General features: G+C 44.5%; 21 protein-coding genes. 1 reads left to right on the top strand and 20 read right to left on the bottom strand.

All coding sequences use genetic code 11. From position 1 onward, the window contains the following. A complete protein-coding gene (locus tag H3H32_RS32235; protein WP_182459833.1) occupies positions 1-1,149 on the top strand; it encodes a glycosyltransferase family protein in 1,149 nt (382 codons plus the stop codon). Here H3H32_RS32235 and H3H32_RS32230 read toward each other — a convergent pair. The 20 genes from H3H32_RS32230 to H3H32_RS32135 form a co-directional block, all read right to left on the bottom strand. Continuing rightward, positions 1,144-1,968, bottom strand: coding sequence for an NAD(P)H-binding protein (locus H3H32_RS32230; protein ID WP_182459832.1), 825 nt, complete (start codon positions 1,966-1,968; stop codon positions 1,144-1,146). The two genes, H3H32_RS32235 and H3H32_RS32230, sit on opposite strands and share 6 nt — an antisense overlap. Positions 1,969-1,973: 5 nt before the next feature. Next, positions 1,974-2,999 (bottom strand): outer membrane beta-barrel protein, encoded by a 1,026-nt coding sequence (locus H3H32_RS32225; protein ID WP_182459831.1) that lies wholly within the window; start codon positions 2,997-2,999, stop codon positions 1,974-1,976. Continuing rightward, positions 2,996-3,934 (bottom strand): hypothetical protein, encoded by a 939-nt coding sequence (locus H3H32_RS32220; protein ID WP_182459830.1) that lies wholly within the window; start codon positions 3,932-3,934, stop codon positions 2,996-2,998. Before H3H32_RS32220 ends, H3H32_RS32225 begins: the two co-directional genes overlap by 4 nt. Continuing rightward, positions 3,903-4,523, bottom strand: coding sequence for an RNA polymerase sigma factor (locus H3H32_RS32215; protein ID WP_182459829.1), 621 nt, complete (start codon positions 4,521-4,523; stop codon positions 3,903-3,905). The genes H3H32_RS32220 and H3H32_RS32215 overlap by 32 nt, the downstream gene beginning before the upstream one ends. Before the next feature lie 88 nt (positions 4,524-4,611). Further along, positions 4,612-4,989, bottom strand: a complete 378-nt coding sequence (locus H3H32_RS32210; protein WP_182459828.1) for a DUF983 domain-containing protein — start codon at positions 4,987-4,989, stop codon at positions 4,612-4,614. Continuing rightward, positions 4,934-5,215 (bottom strand): CAMCR motif-containing small membrane protein, encoded by a 282-nt coding sequence (locus tag H3H32_RS32205; RefSeq protein ID WP_182459827.1) that lies wholly within the window; start codon positions 5,213-5,215, stop codon positions 4,934-4,936. The genes H3H32_RS32210 and H3H32_RS32205 overlap by 56 nt, the downstream gene beginning before the upstream one ends. 13 nt (positions 5,216-5,228) lie before the next feature. Beyond that, positions 5,229-5,771 carry a DUF420 domain-containing protein gene (locus H3H32_RS32200; RefSeq protein ID WP_182459826.1) on the bottom strand — a complete coding sequence of 181 codons (543 nt, stop codon included), beginning with the start codon at positions 5,769-5,771 and terminating at the stop codon, positions 5,229-5,231. Positions 5,772-5,783: 12 nt separating this feature from the next. Beyond that, positions 5,784-6,494, bottom strand: a complete 711-nt coding sequence (locus H3H32_RS32195; RefSeq protein ID WP_182459825.1) for an SCO family protein — start codon at positions 6,492-6,494, stop codon at positions 5,784-5,786. 3 nt (positions 6,495-6,497) lie between these two features. Then, complete coding sequence (locus tag H3H32_RS32190; protein WP_182459824.1) at positions 6,498-6,833, bottom strand: cytochrome C oxidase subunit IV family protein; 336 nt, start codon at positions 6,831-6,833, stop codon at positions 6,498-6,500. Positions 6,834-6,845: 12 nt separating this feature from the next. Then, positions 6,846-7,643 (bottom strand): cytochrome c oxidase subunit 3, encoded by a 798-nt coding sequence (locus tag H3H32_RS32185; protein WP_182459823.1) that lies wholly within the window; start codon positions 7,641-7,643, stop codon positions 6,846-6,848. A gap of 15 nt (positions 7,644-7,658) precedes the next feature. Continuing rightward, complete coding sequence (locus tag H3H32_RS32180) at positions 7,659-8,249, bottom strand: cytochrome c oxidase subunit 3 (protein ID WP_182459822.1); 591 nt, start codon at positions 8,247-8,249, stop codon at positions 7,659-7,661. Between the two features lie 9 nt (positions 8,250-8,258). Beyond that, complete coding sequence (cyoE, locus tag H3H32_RS32175) at positions 8,259-9,137, bottom strand: heme o synthase (protein ID WP_182459821.1); 879 nt, start codon at positions 9,135-9,137, stop codon at positions 8,259-8,261. A gap of 1 nt (position 9,138) precedes the next feature. Further along, positions 9,139-10,152, bottom strand: coding sequence for a COX15/CtaA family protein (locus H3H32_RS32170; RefSeq protein WP_182459820.1), 1,014 nt, complete (start codon positions 10,150-10,152; stop codon positions 9,139-9,141). Further along, entirely contained in the window at positions 10,127-12,010 is a 1,884-nt protein-coding gene (locus H3H32_RS32165; protein ID WP_182459819.1) for a cytochrome c oxidase subunit I, read from the bottom strand. Before H3H32_RS32165 ends, H3H32_RS32170 begins: the two co-directional genes overlap by 26 nt. A gap of 28 nt (positions 12,011-12,038) precedes the next feature. Continuing rightward, the gene (locus tag H3H32_RS32160) at positions 12,039-13,154 is read right to left on the bottom strand and encodes a cytochrome c oxidase subunit II (protein WP_182459818.1); all 1,116 of its coding nucleotides are present in this window, start codon (positions 13,152-13,154) and stop codon (positions 12,039-12,041) included. Between the two features lie 19 nt (positions 13,155-13,173). Further along, positions 13,174-14,484 carry a quinol:cytochrome C oxidoreductase gene (locus tag H3H32_RS32155; protein WP_182459817.1) on the bottom strand — a complete coding sequence of 437 codons (1,311 nt, stop codon included), beginning with the start codon at positions 14,482-14,484 and terminating at the stop codon, positions 13,174-13,176. Between the two features lie 93 nt (positions 14,485-14,577). Beyond that, positions 14,578-15,183 carry a c-type cytochrome gene (locus H3H32_RS32150; RefSeq protein ID WP_182459816.1) on the bottom strand — a complete coding sequence of 202 codons (606 nt, stop codon included), beginning with the start codon at positions 15,181-15,183 and terminating at the stop codon, positions 14,578-14,580. A gap of 14 nt (positions 15,184-15,197) precedes the next feature. After that, entirely contained in the window at positions 15,198-15,731 is a 534-nt protein-coding gene (locus H3H32_RS32145) for a DUF3341 domain-containing protein (RefSeq protein ID WP_182459815.1), read from the bottom strand. A gap of 68 nt (positions 15,732-15,799) precedes the next feature. Beyond that, positions 15,800-17,230 carry an NrfD/PsrC family molybdoenzyme membrane anchor subunit gene (gene nrfD, locus H3H32_RS32140; protein ID WP_182459814.1) on the bottom strand — a complete coding sequence of 477 codons (1,431 nt, stop codon included), beginning with the start codon at positions 17,228-17,230 and terminating at the stop codon, positions 15,800-15,802. Between the two features lie 84 nt (positions 17,231-17,314). Continuing rightward, positions 17,315-20,422, bottom strand: coding sequence for a TAT-variant-translocated molybdopterin oxidoreductase (locus tag H3H32_RS32135; protein WP_182459813.1), 3,108 nt, complete (start codon positions 20,420-20,422; stop codon positions 17,315-17,317). Positions 20,423-20,470 lie beyond the last annotated feature (48 nt).

The raw sequence follows: 20,470 nt of genomic DNA, 5'->3' as shown, positions 1-20,470 counted from the left end.
ATGCGCGTATTATTCTTAGTACAAGGTGAGGGTCGAGGCCATTTGACACAAGCATTATCACTGGCTCAGATTTTACAAATGGCTGGGCATGACGTTATTGGGGCAATTGTTGGCGTAACTGCCGATCGGGATGTACCCAAATTTTTTAGTGAGAAATTTTCAGCGCCTATTACGCCTATTTTTAGTCCGGGGTTAGTTTACAACGCAGGTACCAATGCACTGGAGCCCGTTAAAACTACTTTACAGGCTATTCGTTACGCAAAACCCTTCTGGCGCAGCTTGGTACAGGTGCGCGACATAATTGAAACGGAACGGCCGGATGTAGTTGTTAATTTTTTTGAGATGCTTGGCGGCATGACTTACGCCCTATTACGTCCCTCTGTTCCAATGGTGTGTATTGCTCATCAGTACATGGCTTTCCACCCGAATTTTCAGCGCCCCAAAGGGCAGTGGTTATATCGTCAGGCCTTTAAAATAAACACCCTACTAACTTGTTTTGGAGCCAAGGAGTTGTTGGCTTTATCCTTCGACAAACAAGCTGATGAACCCCGTCAACGGCTACGTATTGTACCGCCTTTGCTACGACAGGAGGTTACCGAATTGAAGCCCACCGTTGGCGATTTTCTGTTGGCTTATGTTACACAGCCTGGCTTGAAAGTTGAACTTCTTAAAGCCCACGAGCAACATCCAGAAATTCGTATGGATGGCTTTCATTCAGGGACAACACTGCCTGATCAACCTGTTGACGATACGCTAACCTTTCATGCCATCGACGGTAAGCGTTTTGTTGAGTTTATGGCTCGTTGCAAAGCCATCGTTACCACAGCGGGGTTTGAATCGGTTTGCGAAGCTGCTTATTTGGGCAAACCGGCACTGATGATTCCACAGGCAAACCATTATGAACAAGCTTGCAATGCTATCGATGGGCAACGGGCAGGGGTTGGCGTTGCGTCAGATCGCTTCGATTTAGATAAACTGATCAATTACCTACCTCAGCACGATAAACAGCTCAGCGAGCGTTTTCGGGCGTGGCATGCTCAGGGATACTTCCTGTTTCTGGCAGCTTTAAACCGAGCAGTTACTCCAACTAGTAAACCCTCATCAGGCGGATTCTTCCTGACACGTATGCGTCATTTGCTCCGCTCATAGTTCATAGAAAAACGTAAGTGGGTCAGGGTATTTAAACTGGTAGTTCGTTGCTGCTATTAATTTTTCGGGACTCACAACTTTATATGGAACTGGCTCGGCAGACGTAACGAACGTAGGTAATTCATACCCAAAATCGGTACAGCTTTTTCGGTAGATCGCTTCCCGCGTGGGGTGTATTGGCGAAATGGCATTGAACGTACCGCCAATAGGCTGTCGAATTAGTGCTATCAAAAGCGCCACGGCATCGTCGCGGTGGAGGTAATTTACGGGTACTAAGCCGCTCTCTACTGTTCGTCCGGCCACATACTTTCCCGGAATACGGTTGTAGCCCACCAGGCCTCCGCTACGAACTATTGTAACGGATTTCTCTGGAGCAAGATTCTGCATCAATTGCTCAGCTTTGATGAACCCAGGAGCTGCCGATTGATGTAGTTCGACAACATCATCTTCAACCACTGTTCGGTTAAGTTCTGGATAGACCGATGTCGAGCTAACATAGATTATGTGCTTTACGGGCGATTGCCGGATTGCCTGAGTTAAGTGCTCAATTTGAATCGGATGAAAATCATCCCCCAATTTTCCGGCTTTAGGTGGAATATTGACAACAAGCGTATCTGCCTGAAGCAAGTTAGCCAGATCGCCAATAGGCTCGGGATTCATTTGAAGCAGATAAGTGTCAATAGCTTCCTGCTTCAATAAATCTACTTTTTCAACTGAGGTAACACTGCCTTTTACCTGAAACCCCTCAACCGTTAATTGCTTTGCCAAGGGTAAGCCTAACCAGCCTAGCCCAATAATCGATATCGTTTTATCCTGCATATAGTTTAGAACCCAACCCCAAACGTAAGCGTTCGGAGATCTGGTCCTTTACCTACTTCGAATAAAGGGTTTAGGTCATACTTCACAAAAAAATCAAAGCTTCGAATACCCAGATGCGCCACTAAACCGTATCGGATGTTGTTCAAGTAATAATCTGAATGCAGACGGTTTTTGCTCCCATCCGCTTCTTTGATTTTCCGATAACTATCGAGTCGATAATTCACATAGCCTCCCAAACCAATATGGCATACTTTGCGACCGTCGCTATTGTAGAACGTTACGCGAGGGACAACGGGCACTCCGATAGTACAAACCGTCAATTTACTTTTTTGTAAATCCCGACCAGCATCGGGGAAGGCCACTCCTGTTGCCGTTTTTTCGACTATGTTGTTGCCTTCGAACATAAAATTGTTCCAGGCTAGCTCAACACCATAATACAGTTTTAACGACGCATATTTACCCCGGATAATCGTCGGCATTGCCCCTACAGATAACGCAAAATAACGTGACCCTAAGGGTTGAAGATCATAGCCATCTTCAGGATATGCAGGTAATGCACTTTGTTGAATGAAGTTGTTAAGCCCAAAACTTACCCCATAATCAAAGTTCCCTCCCTCTCTCCGACGTTTCGCTCGTTCAGACGCTTGCCTATCCTGTTGATCATTCTTGTCTTTCTGCGACTCGTATGGTTTAGCGGAATCTGTGTTTCCATTAATAATAACCGTCATTCCGTCTTTCTTTTGGGTCACAACGAGCACAGTATCTTTCAGGAAGCGGCCACCATCCTGCGAAATGGCCGTTGGCCCACCCGACACGGAGTCGAGTTTCATACCCATTTCACGCACGATTTTATTCAAATCGTAATTCGACAAAGCCTGGATACTCGCCTTGTCAGGTCCATAGATAACCAGACGTGTACGATTAGCAAACCGAATAACCAATGAGTCGGTGGGACTTAATGGCTTGGCCTGAACTACCAATACCATTAATAATGCTTTTAAAACAACGACAAAAAACAATCCCCTTTTCATTGTTTAGCTGATTTATCCTTATCAAGACTATGTTTTAGGCCAGTATAAGCCCGGCCAAGTAAGCCCCGCTCATCATCATTTGTATTATCCCCACGAGCGAATACTTCCCCTTGTTTGATGCGCTTTACCTGCTGCCACAGCCCACCTGATTTTGTTTCTTTTTCAGGCTTATCAGCAGCGGCAACCGATTTCTCTTCCACCGCCGTTCTAGCCGCTTCACGAGCCGCTACTAATGCTTCTGGCTCCGCAATGGTGACAACCAGCACCCGTTCCGCAGCTGGCGCAGGCTTTATAATTGGTTTACTTTCAGCGATTTGCTCTATCACTGGTTGAACAGTGGGCTGAGCAACTTCCTGTTTAATGACTTCTGGATTTGCTTTATTATTGGCAGGACTTGTCTGTGCCAATACAGGTCGATCGGTTGCAATCGTTACGGGCTTATGGCTTGCTTTATGCGTACTAGCTGGCACATTAGTCAACTCATGGCTCTGCTTATCGACTTCCGACGATTTATTTACCTGTGCGACTTGTTCAGTAGATCCACGCTGCTCCAGATTTAAGCGATCATTGTCCTGATCGGTCGATTTATTGTCAACAGACGGTTCCTGATCAATCTGTTTTTGGGCGGGTTTTTTCGCTATCGAAGTTGATTTTTCAGACTGGGTTGTTGCCACTTGTACGCCATTCAACGGCGATGTGCCACTCGATGGCCAGTATAACCACCCGAATAAGCAGACAAGCAATAAACAAGCCGCAGCTGCCATATAGCGCTGCATAGCAGGATTGCGCCAGAAGACTACTTTTGCCTCCTGTTTACCCTGCCCCATACGCGCCTGTAAACGTGCAAAACCATCGTCGCTAGGTGGCAGAGACATGTTACCCAGCTTCCGGGCAAACAGATCATCAATGGGCTGCTTTTCTGGCTGTTTTTTCATAATATCCATGTTGGCCAACCTGTTGTTTTACTTTTGGCTCCTGTTCTAATTTCTTCAAATTTGCCTGTAACAGCATTCTCGCCCGACTCAATTGGGATTTCGACGTACCTTCAGAAATACCCAACATTTCGGCAATTTCTGCATGCGAGTACCCTTCAATTGCATAGAGGTTAAATACGGTACGATAACCGTCAGGTAATTGATTCACCATGCGCAGTAAATCGTTTTCATTAACTGCCGTATCTGCCCAGGCATAGTCTGGCTCAACCGTTACCTCTTCAATTGGTATCTCTTGACGCCATTGTTTGTTCTTTCGCAAAAACATAAGTGACTCCGTCACCATCACACGCCGTATCCACCCCTCAAAACTCCCATCCTCCCGAAACTGCTCAATCTTTTCAAATACGCGCATAAACCCATCGATCATCACCTCCTCAGCATCATCGCGATTGGCACAATAGCGTGTGCAAACGGCAAGCATTTTACCTGCAAACCGCTCATATACGACCTTATGAGCGCGGCTTTCGCCCCGCTTCAAGGCAGCAATCAACTGCGCTTCAGTCGTAAAAAACGGTATTAGTCGGAGCATATTCGTTTAGGTTCACTAGCAAGATGCAAGATAACAGGGTGCAGGTTGCATGGCCACCAATTTTTTTTTGAACACAAAAAAAGGGCTCTTAAAGCCCTTTTACATACTGGATACCGGCTACATAATGCAGCCAGATAACACGCGATATTCGAAAATTAACGGGCGCGATGACAATCATAACTGGTATGATAACACCCGCATATATCCATCCTGCCGGATCATGCCCCAGGTAGAATAATAAGAAGCCCAGAACTAAAGCTACTCCACCTGAAATGGCGTAACTAACATACATTGACCCTATAAAATAACCTGGTTCGACTTCGTATCGTAATCCACAATGCGGGCAATGTTCATACATTTCATCGAAACCCTTCAGCGCGTAGAATGGCTTTTTGAAAATCTTACCCTGCCTACATCTGGGACATAGCCCGTTTAACGCGGCCTGCAATTTCGATACGTCTTCCATGCTCTAGCTTACTGTTCCTATACCATAGATAGCCAATGGAGGCAACAATAAGGTAAGGGGCCAACAACAAATATAAAATACCCAAATTCAGATCAGAGGCCACCACACTTCGGCCATTGCTAACTGTGCTTTCAACCGTACCCCGACACATGGCGCACTGGGCCATTAAATCAGGGGCAACCACCACTAAGGCTATGATCAACAAAACTAGTTTCCAACTTCTCATATCTTTCTCCAGATTAATGCAAGTAATATGGCTTGATCATTAAATAAACTATGACTCCTGTGATGCTAACATATAGCCAAATTGGAAAAGCATATTTTACTGTTTGCTTATGCCGAGCTATTTGTCCGCTCAACGCATAGTAAACAGCTCGTAAGACAAACCAAACAACCACAACTGACAGTACGATGTGTGATATCAGCAGAAAATAATAAACCGGACGAATCCAGCCCTGTCCACCAAATGGAGTTGATTCATTTGTCAGATGATAGAGCACATAACTTATCAAAAACAGCGACCCAAGCGTAAAGGCGGCCAACATTGTACGTTTGTGGGCCTCTATGTTCTTTTGCTTGATAAAATAGAATCCCATTAACAGTAAGACCGTTGTCAGGGAATTGATAATGCCATTAATGTGCGGCAAATAAGTTGTCCAGTCTCCTAAATCAACCTTTTGTCGAATACCAAGCAAAACAGCTACGGCAAGCGGTATGGCCAGCGCTAACGCGTTGATTACCCGATTTGCTTTTTGCTCCTGAACTGGTTGTACTGTTTGCATTTTTTCACAAATTTATTCTTTACTATAAATATCCAACAACACACGGATTTCCAGCACCAACCGGTCTACATCTTCCTTGTCAGTCCCGTCGTAAAACCCTCTAACAATCCCTTCTTTATCTACTAACACCAACTTTTCGCTATGAATAAAAGTTTCGTCGGGTTTGCCTGCTTTAAGACCTGCATCGACCGTTGGAAGATAATAGCCGTGCATCGCCAGATTGTAAATGTCTGTTTTACTACCTGTCAGAAAATACCACCTTCCAGGGATTGCATTGTACTTCTGTGCGTATGCCTTTAATTGCTCAGGGCGGTCATGTTCGGGATCAACCGTGTGCGATAGAAAAATGATATCAGGATTATTGACAAAAATATCCTGCACCCGTGTAAGCTGAGAGGAGATTCGGGGACAAATTGTCCCACAACGCGTAAAGAAAAAGCTAGCTACATAAATCTTATTCTTTACGATAGATTGGTCAATTACTTTCCCATCCTGATCGATTAGTTTGAATGGGGGGATGTGGTTGTAAATCGTATCGACTATTTCGCTGCCATCGGGCAACTTGACTTTCCCCATTAAGGGCTCTCCTCGGGTCGAGTCAATTTTGGGTAAATAACGGCCCAGCACATAATGATTCTGCGTACCAAACCGGAGGAAAAGATACAGCAAAGCCGGGACCAGCAGCGTAGCGAGCAGGATCCCGGCTTTTTGAATGGTTGTCATACGTTAATGAACCCCAAAAACTGCGTTGCCTATTGCTCCACCTTCAGTTAATAAAGCAACCAGTAACCAAATGACAAAAACTACTGGAATGACAATTGCCCAGATCAGGCTTTTTACCTCGTGCTTAAGGTGCATAAACTCACCAACGATATAAAAAGCTTTAACCAATGTCATCAATACGAAAATTGTTGTTCTTAATGTACCCGCTTTCATTAAGTAAGCCAGCGTAAACTCAAACGCTGTAATGACAGACAGGATTATGAACGTGCGCCAGATAAGGCCGGTATTAGCGGGTGGTATTTCGCCAACCTCGTGGGTTCCGTGTGAATGATCAGACATGATAGACAGTTATTATACCAGATAAAAGAACGTAAATACAAATACCCAAACCAGATCGACAAAGTGCCAGTAGAGACCAACTTTCTCAACCATTTCATAGTGGCCACGACGATCATATAATCCTGTTGCCGTCCGATAGAAAATCAGAATGTTCAATACCACACCACTCAATACGTGTGTTCCGTGGAAGCCCGTGATAAAGAAAAACAGGTCAGCGAAAGCAGGAGGGCCGTACTGGTTTTCGACAAGGTTAGCACCGAAAATGGTCCGTTGAATTGTTTGGCCATTTATAAGTTCGCTAATGGTTGTACCCGTTTCTGTTCCATGAATAAAGTGAGACCACTCCCAAGCCTGGCTTCCCAGGAAAGTGAATCCGCCAAGAATCGTCCAAAGCATGTACTTTTCTACATCGGCACGATCCATTCGGTGTCCAGCTTCAACAGCAAGTACCATCGTAACGCTACTGAAGATAAGGATGAAGGTCATGATACCAACGAAAATCAGCGGAGCGTGTACGCCATGCAAGAAGGGTACTGACGCATAAACCATTTCGGGTGTTGGCCAGTATAAGTTCGAAAACTTAAATACTTCGCCGTAAATAGCCGGGTCCCAGGAGGGGTAGCTATAGCGAATTAAGCCATACGTGACCAGCAAAGCCGAAAACGTGAATGTATCGGAGATCAGGAAGAACCACATCATCAGCTTGCCGTAGCTCACTTTCATTGGTTCAACCCCACCCATCCAGGTTTTCTTGTCGAATATTTGATCCGATTCGTGCGTCAGGGTATCGTGTGTTACAGTAGCCGCCATGCGTCTAAGAGATTATCAATGGAAATAGACTAAAAAGAAAAACAAATACAACCACAAAATATCTAAAAAATGCCAGTAAACGGCCGCAATCTCAATCTGGTTCATGCTTTTGGCATGAATGCGAAGCCGAAAAGACGCTATCAATGCTACGACTAATACGACAAGGCCAGAGATTAGATGGAACCCATGCAAGCCCGTAAAAATATACATGAACGACCCAGCCGGGTTACCAACGAAGAAAACGTTTTCGTTAACCAAGGCAACCCAACCCTGAAACTGCATGTACAGGAAAATCACACCAAGCACAAAAGTAATAGTTATCGCAATTTTCAGACTGCCAAAATTGTCTTTTTTTGCAGACAGATAAGCCCAGTGCATTGTCAGACTACTCGCAATCAGTACAATTGAACTGTACTTAAATATTGCAGGTATATCATACTCCAGCCAATTGCCTTCCGCCCTTCGAACCAGATAAGCACTGGTCATAGCGGCAAAAAGCATAATAATACTAACAATGAACAACCACAGTATAAACTTGCGGGGATTCATCGAGAGCGTTTCCTGCGGCTCTTCAACTAATGTAATGTCGTTTACTAATTCACTCATGATTTGTTGTTATACTTTATCTAATAGGTAAACAATCTGTACCACAGGCAAATACAACAATGATCCAAACATCATTTGTAGAGCTGCCTTATCAGTACACGTTCTCATCAAGTGAAACGTTTGCGCTAAGAACAAGATTCCGCCTATTGTCGCAACTAAAGCTGAATATATTCCTGTCACCCCCAGAAGGAAAGGAAGCCATCCTATAGGCAACAGGAATAGCGTATAAATCATGATTCTAAAAGCCGTATCGGTCGTTTTCCCATTTCCGGGCATCATTTGAATACCTGCTTTTTTATATTCATCAAAAGCCAGCCAGCCAATAGACCAGAAATGAGGGAACTGCCAGAAAAACTGTACCGCAAACAAAATACCTGGTATCCAACCAAAATGGTTTGTTGCGGCTACCCAGCCTATCATTGGCGGAAAAGCGCCAGGCAAAGCACCTACAAACACCGCGACTTGCCCTTTTCGTTTGAGCGGTGTATAAACAAATCCATACAGCAATAAAGAGAGTACAGCTAAAGCAGCGGCTCTAATATTAAAGAACTGAACGTATAAGTAACACGCTGCCCCAAAGAGAATAAAGGCAAAGGTTGCCGCTTCGCGAACGGTAAGTCGCCCCGTTGGTAATGGCCGAACTGCGGTTCGTTTCATTACCTTATCTGAATCTTTTTCTATTATTTGATTGATGATATTAGCCGCTCCTGTCATGCAAATAGAAGCCACAATTAATATAGCTATCATCCACCAGTTAATCTGATCTACTGCCAAACAATAACCAAACACACCGGAGAATACGACTGCCAGCGTAAGCTTTAGTTTCAATAACTCAATGTAAGCTTTAGCTTTTACGTTAATAACTGCTATTGCCAATGTCTTTTCCATATTATGCCTCTACTAATCGCGACCTCTCAGATTTATGACCAGACACTATCAATGCTGGCGTTACCAGCAACCACATCGAAAATTGTAACCCAATTAGTATTGTGGCAAGCTCCAAATGGACAGGTTGCGCGAATGCTGGCACTCCCCAATAAGCCATTATAATACCAGATACAATTTCTATCGTAATAACAGCAATTAGCGCTGTAGTTAACGTAGATACTAAACCACCTTTGACTGTTTTACGTAGTTGGTAAACAACAATTACGTGAAAGATTAACAGAGCTAATGAAAACGAGCGATGAACATAAAAACGCCAATCTAAGCTACCAATCCAGTTATCTTGTTGTGAATATCCTAATCGCTTAACCACTTCATCTAAGGCATCTCTTACCTGCGTTCCCAATATAATCTGCCCCAGTGTCACGATTAAGGCTGTAAACAATAACCAGCTTAACGAGGAAGACTTAGGAGAATCAATTTGCAATCGACCAACGTTAGAACGAACCAGGATAAAAAGTAATGCAAAGACCACTACTAACGCTAAAAGCATGTGTATGGTAACCATGTAATGAGCTAATTCCGTAGCAACTACACGGGAACCTAACCATCCATTAACACCAATTAAAAGAAATGCGACCAGACTTCCCCAGAAGATTGCTTTATCTTTCCGAAGATAGGTTATAGACGATAGTAACGTGGCAAAAACAAAAAAACCGGATAAAACACCTACTAATCGATTGGCGTATTCTATCCAGGTCTTTGTAGCGTTAAACTCAATTTCTCCTTTCAGTTTAGCACCATAAATCTCCTGATAGTTTGCCGGAAGTTGCGAAATTTCAGTAGGTGGTACCCAACGCCCAAAACACTTTGGCCAATCAGGACAGCCCATTCCGGAGCCTGTTCCTCTGACAATTCCACCGGCCAATATAACCAGATAGATAGCAATTACTGTCAGTAGAGCCAGGCTCCGAAAACGCTGTTCTTTTTTATTAATGAGGCTGATTGAACTGGTCATTCAGATTTTGTGCCTCAATCTCTTTTTCCAAACCAATCAGCTCATTTTCATGGGGCAGATTAGATTCAGGAGTTTGTGAATATGGCACGTTTTGAGGAATGAAGTCATCCTTGGCACCTGGCTTGCTATAATCATATGGCCAACGGTACACGGCAGGAATTTCACCAGGCCAGTTACCATGTCCAGGATTGATTGGAGCCGTCCATTCCAGGGTATTTGACCGCCATGGATTTTGAGGAGCTTTCTTTCCTTTGATTAAGCTATAAACAAAGTTATAGATGAATATCCACTGAGCTGCGAAGGTGAAAATAGCAGCCAAGCTGATGAATGCATTCATATCAGCGAAGATGTTCTTCGTGAAATCGTAGCTCGTAAATGCATAGTACCGACGAGGGAAACCTGCGATACCAATGTAGTGCATTGGGAAGAATACGAGATAGATACCGATAAACGTCAACCAGAAGTGAACATAACCGAGCTTCTCGTTCATCATTTTGCCGAACATTTTTGGGAACCAGTGATAAACACCAGCCAATAAGCCAAAGGCCGACGCAGCTCCCATTACTAAGTGGAAGTGAGCTACTACGAAATACGTGTCGTGCAATTGGATATCAAGCGCTGAGTTACCCAGAATAATACCTGTCAGACCACCCGAGATAAAGAACGATACCAGACCGATAGAGAACAGCATGGCCGGTGTGAACCGGATGTTACCCCGCCACAGCGTCGTAATGTAGTTGAATGCTTTAACGGCCGATGGAACAGCGATGATCAACGTTAGGAACATGAAAATTGATCCCAGGAATGGGTTCATCCCCGTTACGAACATATGGTGAGCCCATACAATAAAGGCAAGGAAAGCGATACCCATCATAGATGCAATCATGGCACGGTATCCGAAAATTGGCTTCCGTGAATTGGTTGCAATGATTTCAGAAGTCATACCAAGTGCAGGAAGCAATACGATATATACTTCAGGGTGACCCAGGAACCAGAATAAGTGCTGGAATAAAATCGGGCTACCACCTACATTTGGTAGTGCTTCTCCTTTGATATAAATTTCAGAGAGATAGAAGCTCGTACCAAAACTACGGTCAAAAATAAGCAACAGAGCAGCCGAAAGTAATACAGGGAAAGAGATTAAACCCAATATAGCCGTCAGCAAGAAAGCCCAGATTGTTAATGGCAGTTTGCTGAACGACATACCCCGTGTCCGCAGGTTAATGACAGTTGTGATGTAGTTGATACCACCAAGTAACTGCGATACGATAAACAGGGCCATACTTACCAACCACAAAGTCATACCCAGCTCCGATCCTTTATGGGCTTGTGGCAAAGCACTTAATGGCGGATAAATCACCCAACCGCCTGATGCTGGGCCTGTCTCGATGAATAGCGAGCCAAACATGATAAGACTGGCTAAAAAGAAGAACCAGTACGATAACATGTTCAGGAAGCCTGAAGCCATATCCCGAGCACCTACTTGAAGTGGAATAAGAAAGTTCGAAAACGTACCACTTAAACCGGCAGTCAATACGAAGAATACCATGATTGTACCGTGCATCGTTACCAATGCCAGGTAAAAATCAGGATCAAGCTTACCAGTATCATTAATCCAGGTGCCAAGAATTGGACGCAGGAAATCTAACTTCATGCCAGGAAAGCCCAATTGAAGACGGAACATTACCGACAGGCTAATTCCAATAATTGACCAGAAGATACCTGATATCAGGTACTGTTTGGCAATTGTTTTATGGTCTTCCGAGAAAATATACGTGCGCCAAAAACTTTGCGGCTCGTGATGGTCATGCTCTGCTGCATGTGCCACGGTTGCCGAGTTAGCTGATACAGTCGCCATAGTATTTGGTTGAATGTAAGTTTAGAAATTAATGGGTGGCACTAGCTACAATTACACCCTTTGGTAATATTGATGCGGTTACACTGTCTGCTGGTGCAGCTGTTGCGTCAGCAGGCAAATACTTGGCAGCTTTCGCTTTCAGATTAGCAGGAATACGACTTGCCAGCTCAGGTGTTGATGTTAATAAAGGCTTTTGCTCTTTGCACCAGGCTTGCCAAGACGCTTCGTCTTCAACTACTAAACGTATCCGCATAGAGAAGTGACCTTGACCACATACTTCTGTACACGCAATCTCGTACGTAAAGTTAGGATTGCCTGTAATGTTTTTCATTTCGTCTGTTGTTTTATCAGCAGTGAACTGAAAACGGGTTGGCATACCTGGCACAGCATCCATTTTCACGCGTAGGTGAGGAATAAATACGCTGTGCAGTACATCACGAGCACGAATCTTCAATAAAATTGGCTTATTAACAGGAATGTGTAATTCCGAAGTAGAGACAAAATCATCAAACGATGCTTCATCTGTATAGTCAATTCCTGTTTCGTTATTGTTGTCAATCAACTTGTAGTTGAACGAACCCAATTTGTTGTTATCAACACCAGGGTAACGTGCGATCCAGTTGAATTGCTTACCAACGATTTCAAACACTTGTGCATTTTCAGGAGCTTCGGCCATAATATCACGCCATGCTTTCCATCCTGTAAATACTAATAACGCCATCACTACTGCCGGAATTACCGTCCAGATTAATTCCAGTTTGTGGTTTTCTGGATAATAAGCAGCTTTATAGCCATCCCGATGCTGGTAACGCCAGGCGAAGAAAAACAACAAGGCATTCGTAACAACAAAAGCAATTGTGATGATACTCATCCCCAACCAAAACAGAAAATCTGTATGCCGACCGTGTGGGGACGATGCTTCAGGTAAAAAGAATTGCTTTGCGTAGATGAATGACCAGGCAGCGCCAATCATACCCAATACAAAAAAAACAATCATTAGCATACCGTTAATACGGTTACTCAATCCAATATGCCCTTCTTCAACTGGGCCACTTGCGTTCTTCACAACGGCCGCCATCCGGGAAACAACAACAGCTGCTAGTCCCAAAAAGATTACCGTCAACAAAGCGACTATATAAACCATGCTTTCTAGAGGTTAATGTTTAAATATCGTGATGCAGGGTTTCCTCTAACATCGGGTGATTCTTAGGAATCAGATTAGCTTTCGTCAATTGTGAAAACAGACTATAAGCAAATCCACAGGCAAAAATTAAAATCATACCGAATTCAACTGGACCAAAACCACCATGCGCACCTACCGTTCCTGGCATAATGTTCGTATAGAAGTCAAAGTAGTGCCCAATGATGATACCCCACGCAGCCACTTTCAAGATGATGAATGTTCGCTTTGCATCGCGAGTCATTAAAACGAGGAAGGGGAATACAAAGTTTAGGAGGATGTTTATAAAGAATGGAGCTTTATAGATACCACCAAAACCACTAAAACGCTCACGATAGTAAATGGTTTCTTCAGGTAAGTTAGCGTAGTAGATCAGCATAAATTGTGCAAACCACACATAAGTCCAGAAAATACTGAATGCAAACATGAATTTACCCAGATCATGCAGATGGCTTTCATTAACCCACTGCATATAACCCTTCTCTTTCAACGTCACTACTGTCAGCGTAATGATAGCCAAGCCGGTTACGTGCCAGCTTGCTAGTGTATACCAACCGAACATCGTACTGAACCAGTGCGTATCGATCGACATGACAAAATCCCAAGCTGAGGTAGAAGACGTTACGCCGAAAACCAGTAAGAAGGCAACTCCGAATTTGATGCTCTTTTCATAGTATGTAGTCCCGCCATACAGATCTTCCTGAAGCGAGAAACTACGTAACCGTTGCCATAAGAAATACCATAGACCAAAGTAGGCGATAATACGTCCCAGGTAGAAGGGGGTATTTAAAAAGCCTTTTTTGCCATTGATAATTGGATCAAAATCTGGACTGGCTTTGTCATACAAACCTGGGTTTGTCCAGTGGAACATGTCGTGACCAGCAATAAAGAATGTAGCCAGTACAGCGACTAACATAAATGGCAAATAGGCAGGCATGGCCTCTGGAATGCGTTTGAACGCAACAGACCAGCCGGCTTGAGCCAAGTAGTTGTACGACATGAAAAACATCCCTACAACAGACGCTCCAGTGAAATAAACAGCGTTCACCCAGACGTTTGCCCATAGGCGAGTAGTCCATTTGTACTCATGGTGCCCTCCACCATGGGCTTCATGTGCTCCTGCAGCGTGAGCAGCTCCATGAGCTTCATGCGAACCAGCACCTGATGCCAGTAAGTACGCGCCAATTGCTACCAACGCGACTCCGGCTCCGATGCCGATCAGTAATCGACGTTTGGATTCCGCAGTAAATTCAAATTCTTCGTCTAAGGACGGTATTGCGTGAGCCGATGCCATTCTTATTTGGTTGTCAATTAATAAAAAAACGGTAGACGTCTGTTATAGAAACTGCCGATTGTCAGTGTCTTTCACTGCACGTCTGGCGTTGAATTAACCTTGTTGGAGTTTATGTACGTATTGCACAATTTTCCATCTGTCCTCTGGTGTAATCTGGGAACCATGAGGCCACATGCGACCTTTTCCGTGCGTAATCACATGGAAAATATGGCCGTCGTTTAATGACTTGTACGCATCGGTTGTGTAGTTAGGGACGCCCTTATATTGAGCGGCTACTAATCCATCTCCTTTGCCTGTTTCGCCATGACAATGACTGCAGTAACGTGTGTACAAAATTTGACCTTCTGCCAGCGACTTTTCAGTCTGAGGAATTGGGTTTGTTAATACACGCTCTGCAATTCCGATGCTATCTGCCGGAATATTATACATCATCAGGTCAGTTTTAGCTTCGCTACCTTCACCGAATGTTGTATGATAGTTAGGCCGGGCAACTGTTCCACGCGCCGGAAGGCGCATGTTCAACCCTTGTGGGTTTATAGTATTTGGTTTGATCTGGCGATAGGGTTCATAACCGACAGCATCATACATCTGAGGGGCATATTCAACACCAGTATTGTCGTGTCCTCTTTTGCAGGATGTGCCTGCAACCAGTAGTCCAATGACAGCTAGTGCTGTTATGCTCGTATGTTTAGTAATCATTCCCATCCTGAACATTAGAACTGCTTAACATTAACTTCAGCAGCACCTGACTTTTTCAGGATCTGCTCAATATCACTTTCACCAATATTGTTTTTGCTCAGGTCAATAGCCATTGCAAATTTGTTATCGGTTGTTCTGAGATCGTACATCAGCGGCTTAACCGTAGGACCCATGCCATTGGATACAATGAATGTACCGACCATACCTAGGGCGCAAAACAGTACTGTTAATTCGAAAATAACAGGTACATAAATGACTGGTGAGTAAGAATCTTTACCACCAACAATCATTGGCCAGTCGAAACCTTCCGTATAGAAGGTAAGTGCTAGAGCCGTAAGTGTTCCAGATAGGCCAAACAAGAAAGCTGCGATTCCCAAGCGACTGCGTGGGTGACCAAGCGCAATATCTAATCCGTGAATTGGAAACGGGGAGTAAACCTCCTGAATCCGTACTCCAGAATTTCTTACTTCTTTAACGGCCTTCAGTACCACATCGTCATCATCAAAAATGCCGACCAGGAATTTACTGCTACCATGTACGTCTGACATACCTTTCTTTTGTTTCAGATTTCAGTTTGTAGCCTCCAGACGTATTCCACCTGGAAGCTAAACCAATTTTATTCTACGTCTTTATTAAATGTTGGGTTGGTAACGCGTTCGCCTTTGGCAACGCCTGATACCGAAGCGGGTAATATTTCAGACGACGATTTAATGATCGTTTTAACTTCGGCCATGTTCACAACTGGGAGGAATTTCGAGAACAGCAGGAACAGGGTAAAGAAGAATCCGAATGAGAAAATATAATCGCTAATATCAAACAGCGTTGGGTGGAACATTGCCCAGCTTGATGGCAGGTAATCGCGGTGTAAAGAGGTTACGATAATTACGAAACGCTCAAACCACATCCCAATATTTACAATAACCGACAACACAAAAGTCCAAACAATACTCCGGCGGATTGCCCGTGACCAGAAAAGCTGTGGAGTAATTACGTTACAGGTCATCATAGCCCAGTAAGCCCACCAGTATGGACCAGTAGCACGGTTAATAAAGGCGTAGCCTTCAAATTCAACACCAGAGTACCATGCAATGAAGAACTCGGTTAAATAAGCAACCCCTACAATCGAACCGGTCAGTGTGATGACCTTATTCATTGACTCGATGTGCTCAAGCGTGATATAATCTTCTAGTTTGAATACGACCCGGATAATTAAGACCAGGTTCTGTACCATTGCGAAACCAGAGAAGATAGCACCGGCAACGAAGTAAGGAGGGAAGATGGTTGTGTGCCAACCTGGAATAACCGAGGTAGCAAAGTCCATACTTACAATAGTGTGTACCGAAAGTACAAGTGGTGTTGAAAGACCGGCCAGAATCAAGCTCATGTATTCATAGCGAGCCCAGGTTTTTGCCGAACCATTCCATCCTAATGAGAAAGCACCGTAGATGTAACGAGATACTTTGCTTTTCGCCCGGTCACGAATCGTAGCTAAGTCAGGGATAAGACCCATGTACCAGAATACCAACGATACGGTAAAGTATGTGCTAATGGCAAATACGTCCCAAACAAGTGGCGATTTGAAGTTTACCCAAAGCGAACCGAGTGTATTAGGTAATGGCAAACACCAGTAAGCTACCCATGGACGACCTGCGTGCATCATGATAAAGCTGGCAGCACACAATACGGCAAAGATGGTCATGGCCTCAGCTGCCCGGTTAACAGCCGTCCGCCATTTTTGGCGGAATAACAACAGAATAGCCGAAATCAGTGTACCGGCGTGACCGATACCAACCCACCATACGAAGTTGGTGATGTCCCACGCCCAGCCGACAGTTTTATTAAGTCCCCAAACGCCCAATCCTTCCCACCAGGTCCAGAACACGCAGGCGGCTCCGTAAATGAGCACAACCACCGCAATGGTAAAGGCGATTGTCCACTCGCGGGTTGGGTTGCCTTCAACCTGTTTGCTGATATCCTCCGTCACGTCGGCGTAGGTTTTGCCACCGGTAACGAGGGGAGTTCTTACGGCTGCTGTAACATGCGACATATACTTATTGTATTTACGATTGACGATGTCCGATTTACGAATTACGACATTGTTAACATCGCAATTCGTAAATCGTAATTGATTTTATGCGTGTGATTCTTTAGTAGCTTCTTTCTTTGGTTCTTCGTCCTTGTTCCGGATTTTGGTCAAGTAAGAAATTTGTGGTCTTACATTGATTTCTTCCAATACATGGAATGCACGTGCTTCTGACTCAACCGCAAGAACTTTAGAGATCGTGCTCTCAGGGTTGTTCATATCACCAAAGATAATAGCCCCGGTAGAACAAGCCTGCGAACAAGCGGTTTGAACTTCATCGGCACCCAGTTTACGACGCTCTTTCTTAGCGGTCAATTTGCTTTCCTGAATCCGTTGAACACAGAATGAGCATTTTTCAATTACCCCACGTGAACGAACCGTTACATCTGGATTGATGACCATTTTGCCCAGGTCATTGTTGAAATGATAATCGAAGTTATCATTGTCAAAATACTTGAACCAGTTGAAGCGACGAACTTTATAGGGGCAGTTGTTAGCGCAATAACGTGTTCCGATACAACGGTTATAGGTCATTTGGTTCAGACCTTCCGTGCTGTGGGTTGTTGCAAGAACTGGACAAACCGTTTCGCAAGGAGCGTTACTGCAATGCTGGCAAAGCATTGGTTGGAACGTTACCTCTGGGTTAGCAGAAGCAATTTCCAGTGCCGAGTAATCTTCAGGCTCGGCATCGCTGCTGTAGTAGCGGTCAATCCGAAGCCAGTGCATTTCACGGCGATTAATAACCTCCTTACGGCCAACTACCTGAATATTGTTTTCAGCGTTACAAGCAACAATACACGTACCGCAACCTAAGCAGGAGTTCAGGTCGATGACCATACCCCATGAGTGGTTCGGCTTACCATAACCGTTCCAGAGGGTAATATCGTTTGAATCGGTTGGGCCTACTGATGTTTGTACTTTCGGTTCGTAACGACCTGCTTTCGGATTTTTTACGTATTCAGACAGAACACTTTCCTGTAAAACCGCCCGACGTCCCATTACGGTTTCGTGCGTCTGGGTTTGAGCGATTACATGCGAACCACTTGCTTTTTCTACTTTAGCTGAGGTAGACGAGTAAGTAGCATAACCACCTGCCAGGCTAACAAATGGGAACACATTTTTACCAACACCATTGGCTACTTTACCGCCTTTCTCACGACCATAACCAATCGCAATGGATACCGTATCGTCGGCCTGACCAGGTTGGATCAATACAGGAAGTTCAACTGACTTACCATTTACTGAAACAGTTACCAGATCATTTTGGGCAACACCCATCGCTTTGGCCGTTTTTTGCGAAATGGCCGCGTAGTTGTCCCAGCAAGCTTTTGAAATTGAATCAGGTAACTCTTGCAACCATGGGTTATTAGCCATAGCGCCTGTACCGACACCCACTTTTTCGTACAAAGACAACTCCATTCCTGTTGTTGGTTTGTAACGTTGGGCGATTCCAGCAGCGGCTTGTGCAACATTTCCGGTGAACGAAGCGCCACCTGCCGTCACAGCACCGTTATTGGGTTCAAATACACCGTCGTTCAGACATTTTACCCAGAATGCTTCAAACGAGCTAAAGCCAGATGCCTTTGGATACTGGTTAGCACGCCAGTAATTCTTCAGATAAGCCTGGTAATCGTTCGGCTTACCAACCCAGGTCAACAGACTAGACTGGAATTGACGTGTTTTGAAAATAAGCGTGATCGCTGGCTGCGTAAGGCTGTAAAAACCTTGCTTTGGCTCAGCGTCATCCCAGCATTCCAGGAAGTGAGGAGCTGGTGTAATATATTTCGATAGAGAAGCGGTTTCATCTGCCCGATCAGCAAATGAAACAGATAAAGCAATTTTAGGTAGTGCTTCAGCAAGTTCAGCACCATTTGGGTGGTCATATACAGGATTTGATCCATAGAACAATACTGCACCAACCTGACCAGCTTTAGCTTCACTAATGAAGGCGCTCATTTGCTGATCGTTACCCTGCCGATAATTAACGGGGGTGTTAATATCGATTGTTGTACCGTAGCTACCTAGTAGGTTATTAAGCGCATTAACAACGATCTGAACATTCGGGTCATTCGAGCCAGATACGACCAGTGCTTTACCTTTAGAATTAGCTAGGTCTGTAGCTGCCTTATCTAAATGAGCAACGTCAACCGATGCTGTGCTAATAGCTGTTCCGCCCAATTTAGCTGCTACTTTGTTATACAGAGCCGCAACAACCAAACCTTCCTGCGAAGGTTTGATAGCAGTACGATAATCAGCATTCGCACCCGTCATAGAAAGACCGGTCTCGAATTGATAGTGGCGCGACATGGTTTTCTTACCATCACCTACAGCACCAATTTTACGGCCTTTGGCATAAGGCCCCATGTATTCGATAGGGCCAACCCAGGTACCCAGGAAATCGGCGCCAACGCTAACAATTGTCTGCGCTTTGCCAAAATCATAGGATGGGATTACCGCTTTACCAAACGAAGCCTGGTTAGCCTGTACAATACCAAATACAGAATGGGCATCGTACGTAATGTGGCGGGTTGTTGGGTATTTCGCAGCGAAATCAGCAATAACAGCTTTGGTCGCTGGGCTAAGAATCGTAGAGGTTACAATACGAATTGCTCCACTTTTTGCAGCAATTGAATTTAACTGGCTAATGATCTCTTTATCGGCAGTTGCCCAATCGAGGTCAGCATCCCCACGCTTTGGTCCTTTCAATTTATCGATATCGTAAAGCGACAGAACTGCAGCCTGCGAGCGGGGTGTTGTACCACCTTTCGATACGCTTGACGATGTATTACCTTCTATTTTAATGGGTCGACCTTCGCGGGTTTCTACTAAAATAGCTGCATAATCTCCGCCTTCACTAAACGTAGACGCGTAATAGTCAGATATTGATGGGAATGTAAATTCCGGCTTGTTGATGTACGGAATGGCTTTATGGACTGGCGTTTCACAAGCAGCCAATGATACGGCTGCCATGCCAAAGCCCATTACTTTGAGGAAGTCACGGCGTTGGGTGTTAGAACCCCCGAGCAAACCATCCAGGTCGTTCGACGATTCGCTCAGGTCAGGATTCGCAAATTCGCTGTTGGCGTTCTTAACAAACGTCTCATCATTGCGTAACTCCTCAACCCCTTTCCAATACCGTTTAGATGTATTTTCCATGCGTGTTGTATGCGGTAAGTACCCTACTATTGGTGAGCTGGCCAGATT

The organism is Spirosoma foliorum, from assembly GCF_014117325.1.
GTDB classification, from domain to species: Bacteria; Bacteroidota; Bacteroidia; order Cytophagales; family Spirosomataceae; genus Spirosoma; species Spirosoma foliorum.
Note: the sequence above shows the minus strand (reverse complement) of the source record. Positions and strands in the feature narration are given on the sequence as shown.

Bases quoted from the DNA above. Each gene is read 5' to 3' on its own strand.
- H3H32_RS32200 (WP_182459826.1), bottom strand. From the start codon at position 5,771: ATGCAAACAGTACAACCAGTTCAGGAGCAAAAAGCAAATCGGGTAATC.
- H3H32_RS32145 (WP_182459815.1), bottom strand. From the start codon at position 15,731: ATGTCAGACGTACATGGTAGCAGTAAATTCCTGGTCGGCATTTTTGAT.
- H3H32_RS32185 (WP_182459823.1), bottom strand. From the start codon at position 7,643: ATGGCGGCTACTGTAACACACGATACCCTGACGCACGAATCGGATCAA.
- nrfD (WP_182459814.1), bottom strand. From the start codon at position 17,230: ATGTCGCATGTTACAGCAGCCGTAAGAACTCCCCTCGTTACCGGTGGC.
- H3H32_RS32150 (WP_182459816.1), bottom strand. From the start codon at position 15,183: ATGATTACTAAACATACGAGCATAACAGCACTAGCTGTCATTGGACTA.
- H3H32_RS32180 (WP_182459822.1), bottom strand. From the start codon at position 8,249: ATGAGTGAATTAGTAAACGACATTACATTAGTTGAAGAGCCGCAGGAA.
- H3H32_RS32165 (WP_182459819.1), bottom strand. From the start codon at position 12,010: ATGGCGACTGTATCAGCTAACTCGGCAACCGTGGCACATGCAGCAGAG.
- H3H32_RS32155 (WP_182459817.1), bottom strand. From the start codon at position 14,484: ATGGCATCGGCTCACGCAATACCGTCCTTAGACGAAGAATTTGAATTT.
- H3H32_RS32215 (WP_182459829.1), bottom strand. From the start codon at position 4,523: ATGCTCCGACTAATACCGTTTTTTACGACTGAAGCGCAGTTGATTGCT.
- H3H32_RS32160 (WP_182459818.1), bottom strand. From the start codon at position 13,154: ATGGTTTATATAGTCGCTTTGTTGACGGTAATCTTTTTGGGACTAGCA.
- H3H32_RS32235 (WP_182459833.1), top strand. From the start codon at position 1: ATGCGCGTATTATTCTTAGTACAAGGTGAGGGTCGAGGCCATTTGACA.
- cyoE (WP_182459821.1), bottom strand. From the start codon at position 9,137: ATGGAAAAGACATTGGCAATAGCAGTTATTAACGTAAAAGCTAAAGCT.
- H3H32_RS32205 (WP_182459827.1), bottom strand. From the start codon at position 5,215: ATGAGAAGTTGGAAACTAGTTTTGTTGATCATAGCCTTAGTGGTGGTT.
- H3H32_RS32220 (WP_182459830.1), bottom strand. From the start codon at position 3,934: ATGAAAAAACAGCCAGAAAAGCAGCCCATTGATGATCTGTTTGCCCGG.
- H3H32_RS32195 (WP_182459825.1), bottom strand. From the start codon at position 6,494: ATGACAACCATTCAAAAAGCCGGGATCCTGCTCGCTACGCTGCTGGTC.
- H3H32_RS32225 (WP_182459831.1), bottom strand. From the start codon at position 2,999: ATGAAAAGGGGATTGTTTTTTGTCGTTGTTTTAAAAGCATTATTAATG.
- H3H32_RS32170 (WP_182459820.1), bottom strand. From the start codon at position 10,152: ATGACCAGTTCAATCAGCCTCATTAATAAAAAAGAACAGCGTTTTCGG.
- H3H32_RS32210 (WP_182459828.1), bottom strand. From the start codon at position 4,989: ATGGAAGACGTATCGAAATTGCAGGCCGCGTTAAACGGGCTATGTCCC.
- H3H32_RS32190 (WP_182459824.1), bottom strand. From the start codon at position 6,833: ATGTCTGATCATTCACACGGAACCCACGAGGTTGGCGAAATACCACCC.
- H3H32_RS32135 (WP_182459813.1), bottom strand. From the start codon at position 20,422: ATGGAAAATACATCTAAACGGTATTGGAAAGGGGTTGAGGAGTTACGC.
- H3H32_RS32230 (WP_182459832.1), bottom strand. From the start codon at position 1,968: ATGCAGGATAAAACGATATCGATTATTGGGCTAGGCTGGTTAGGCTTA.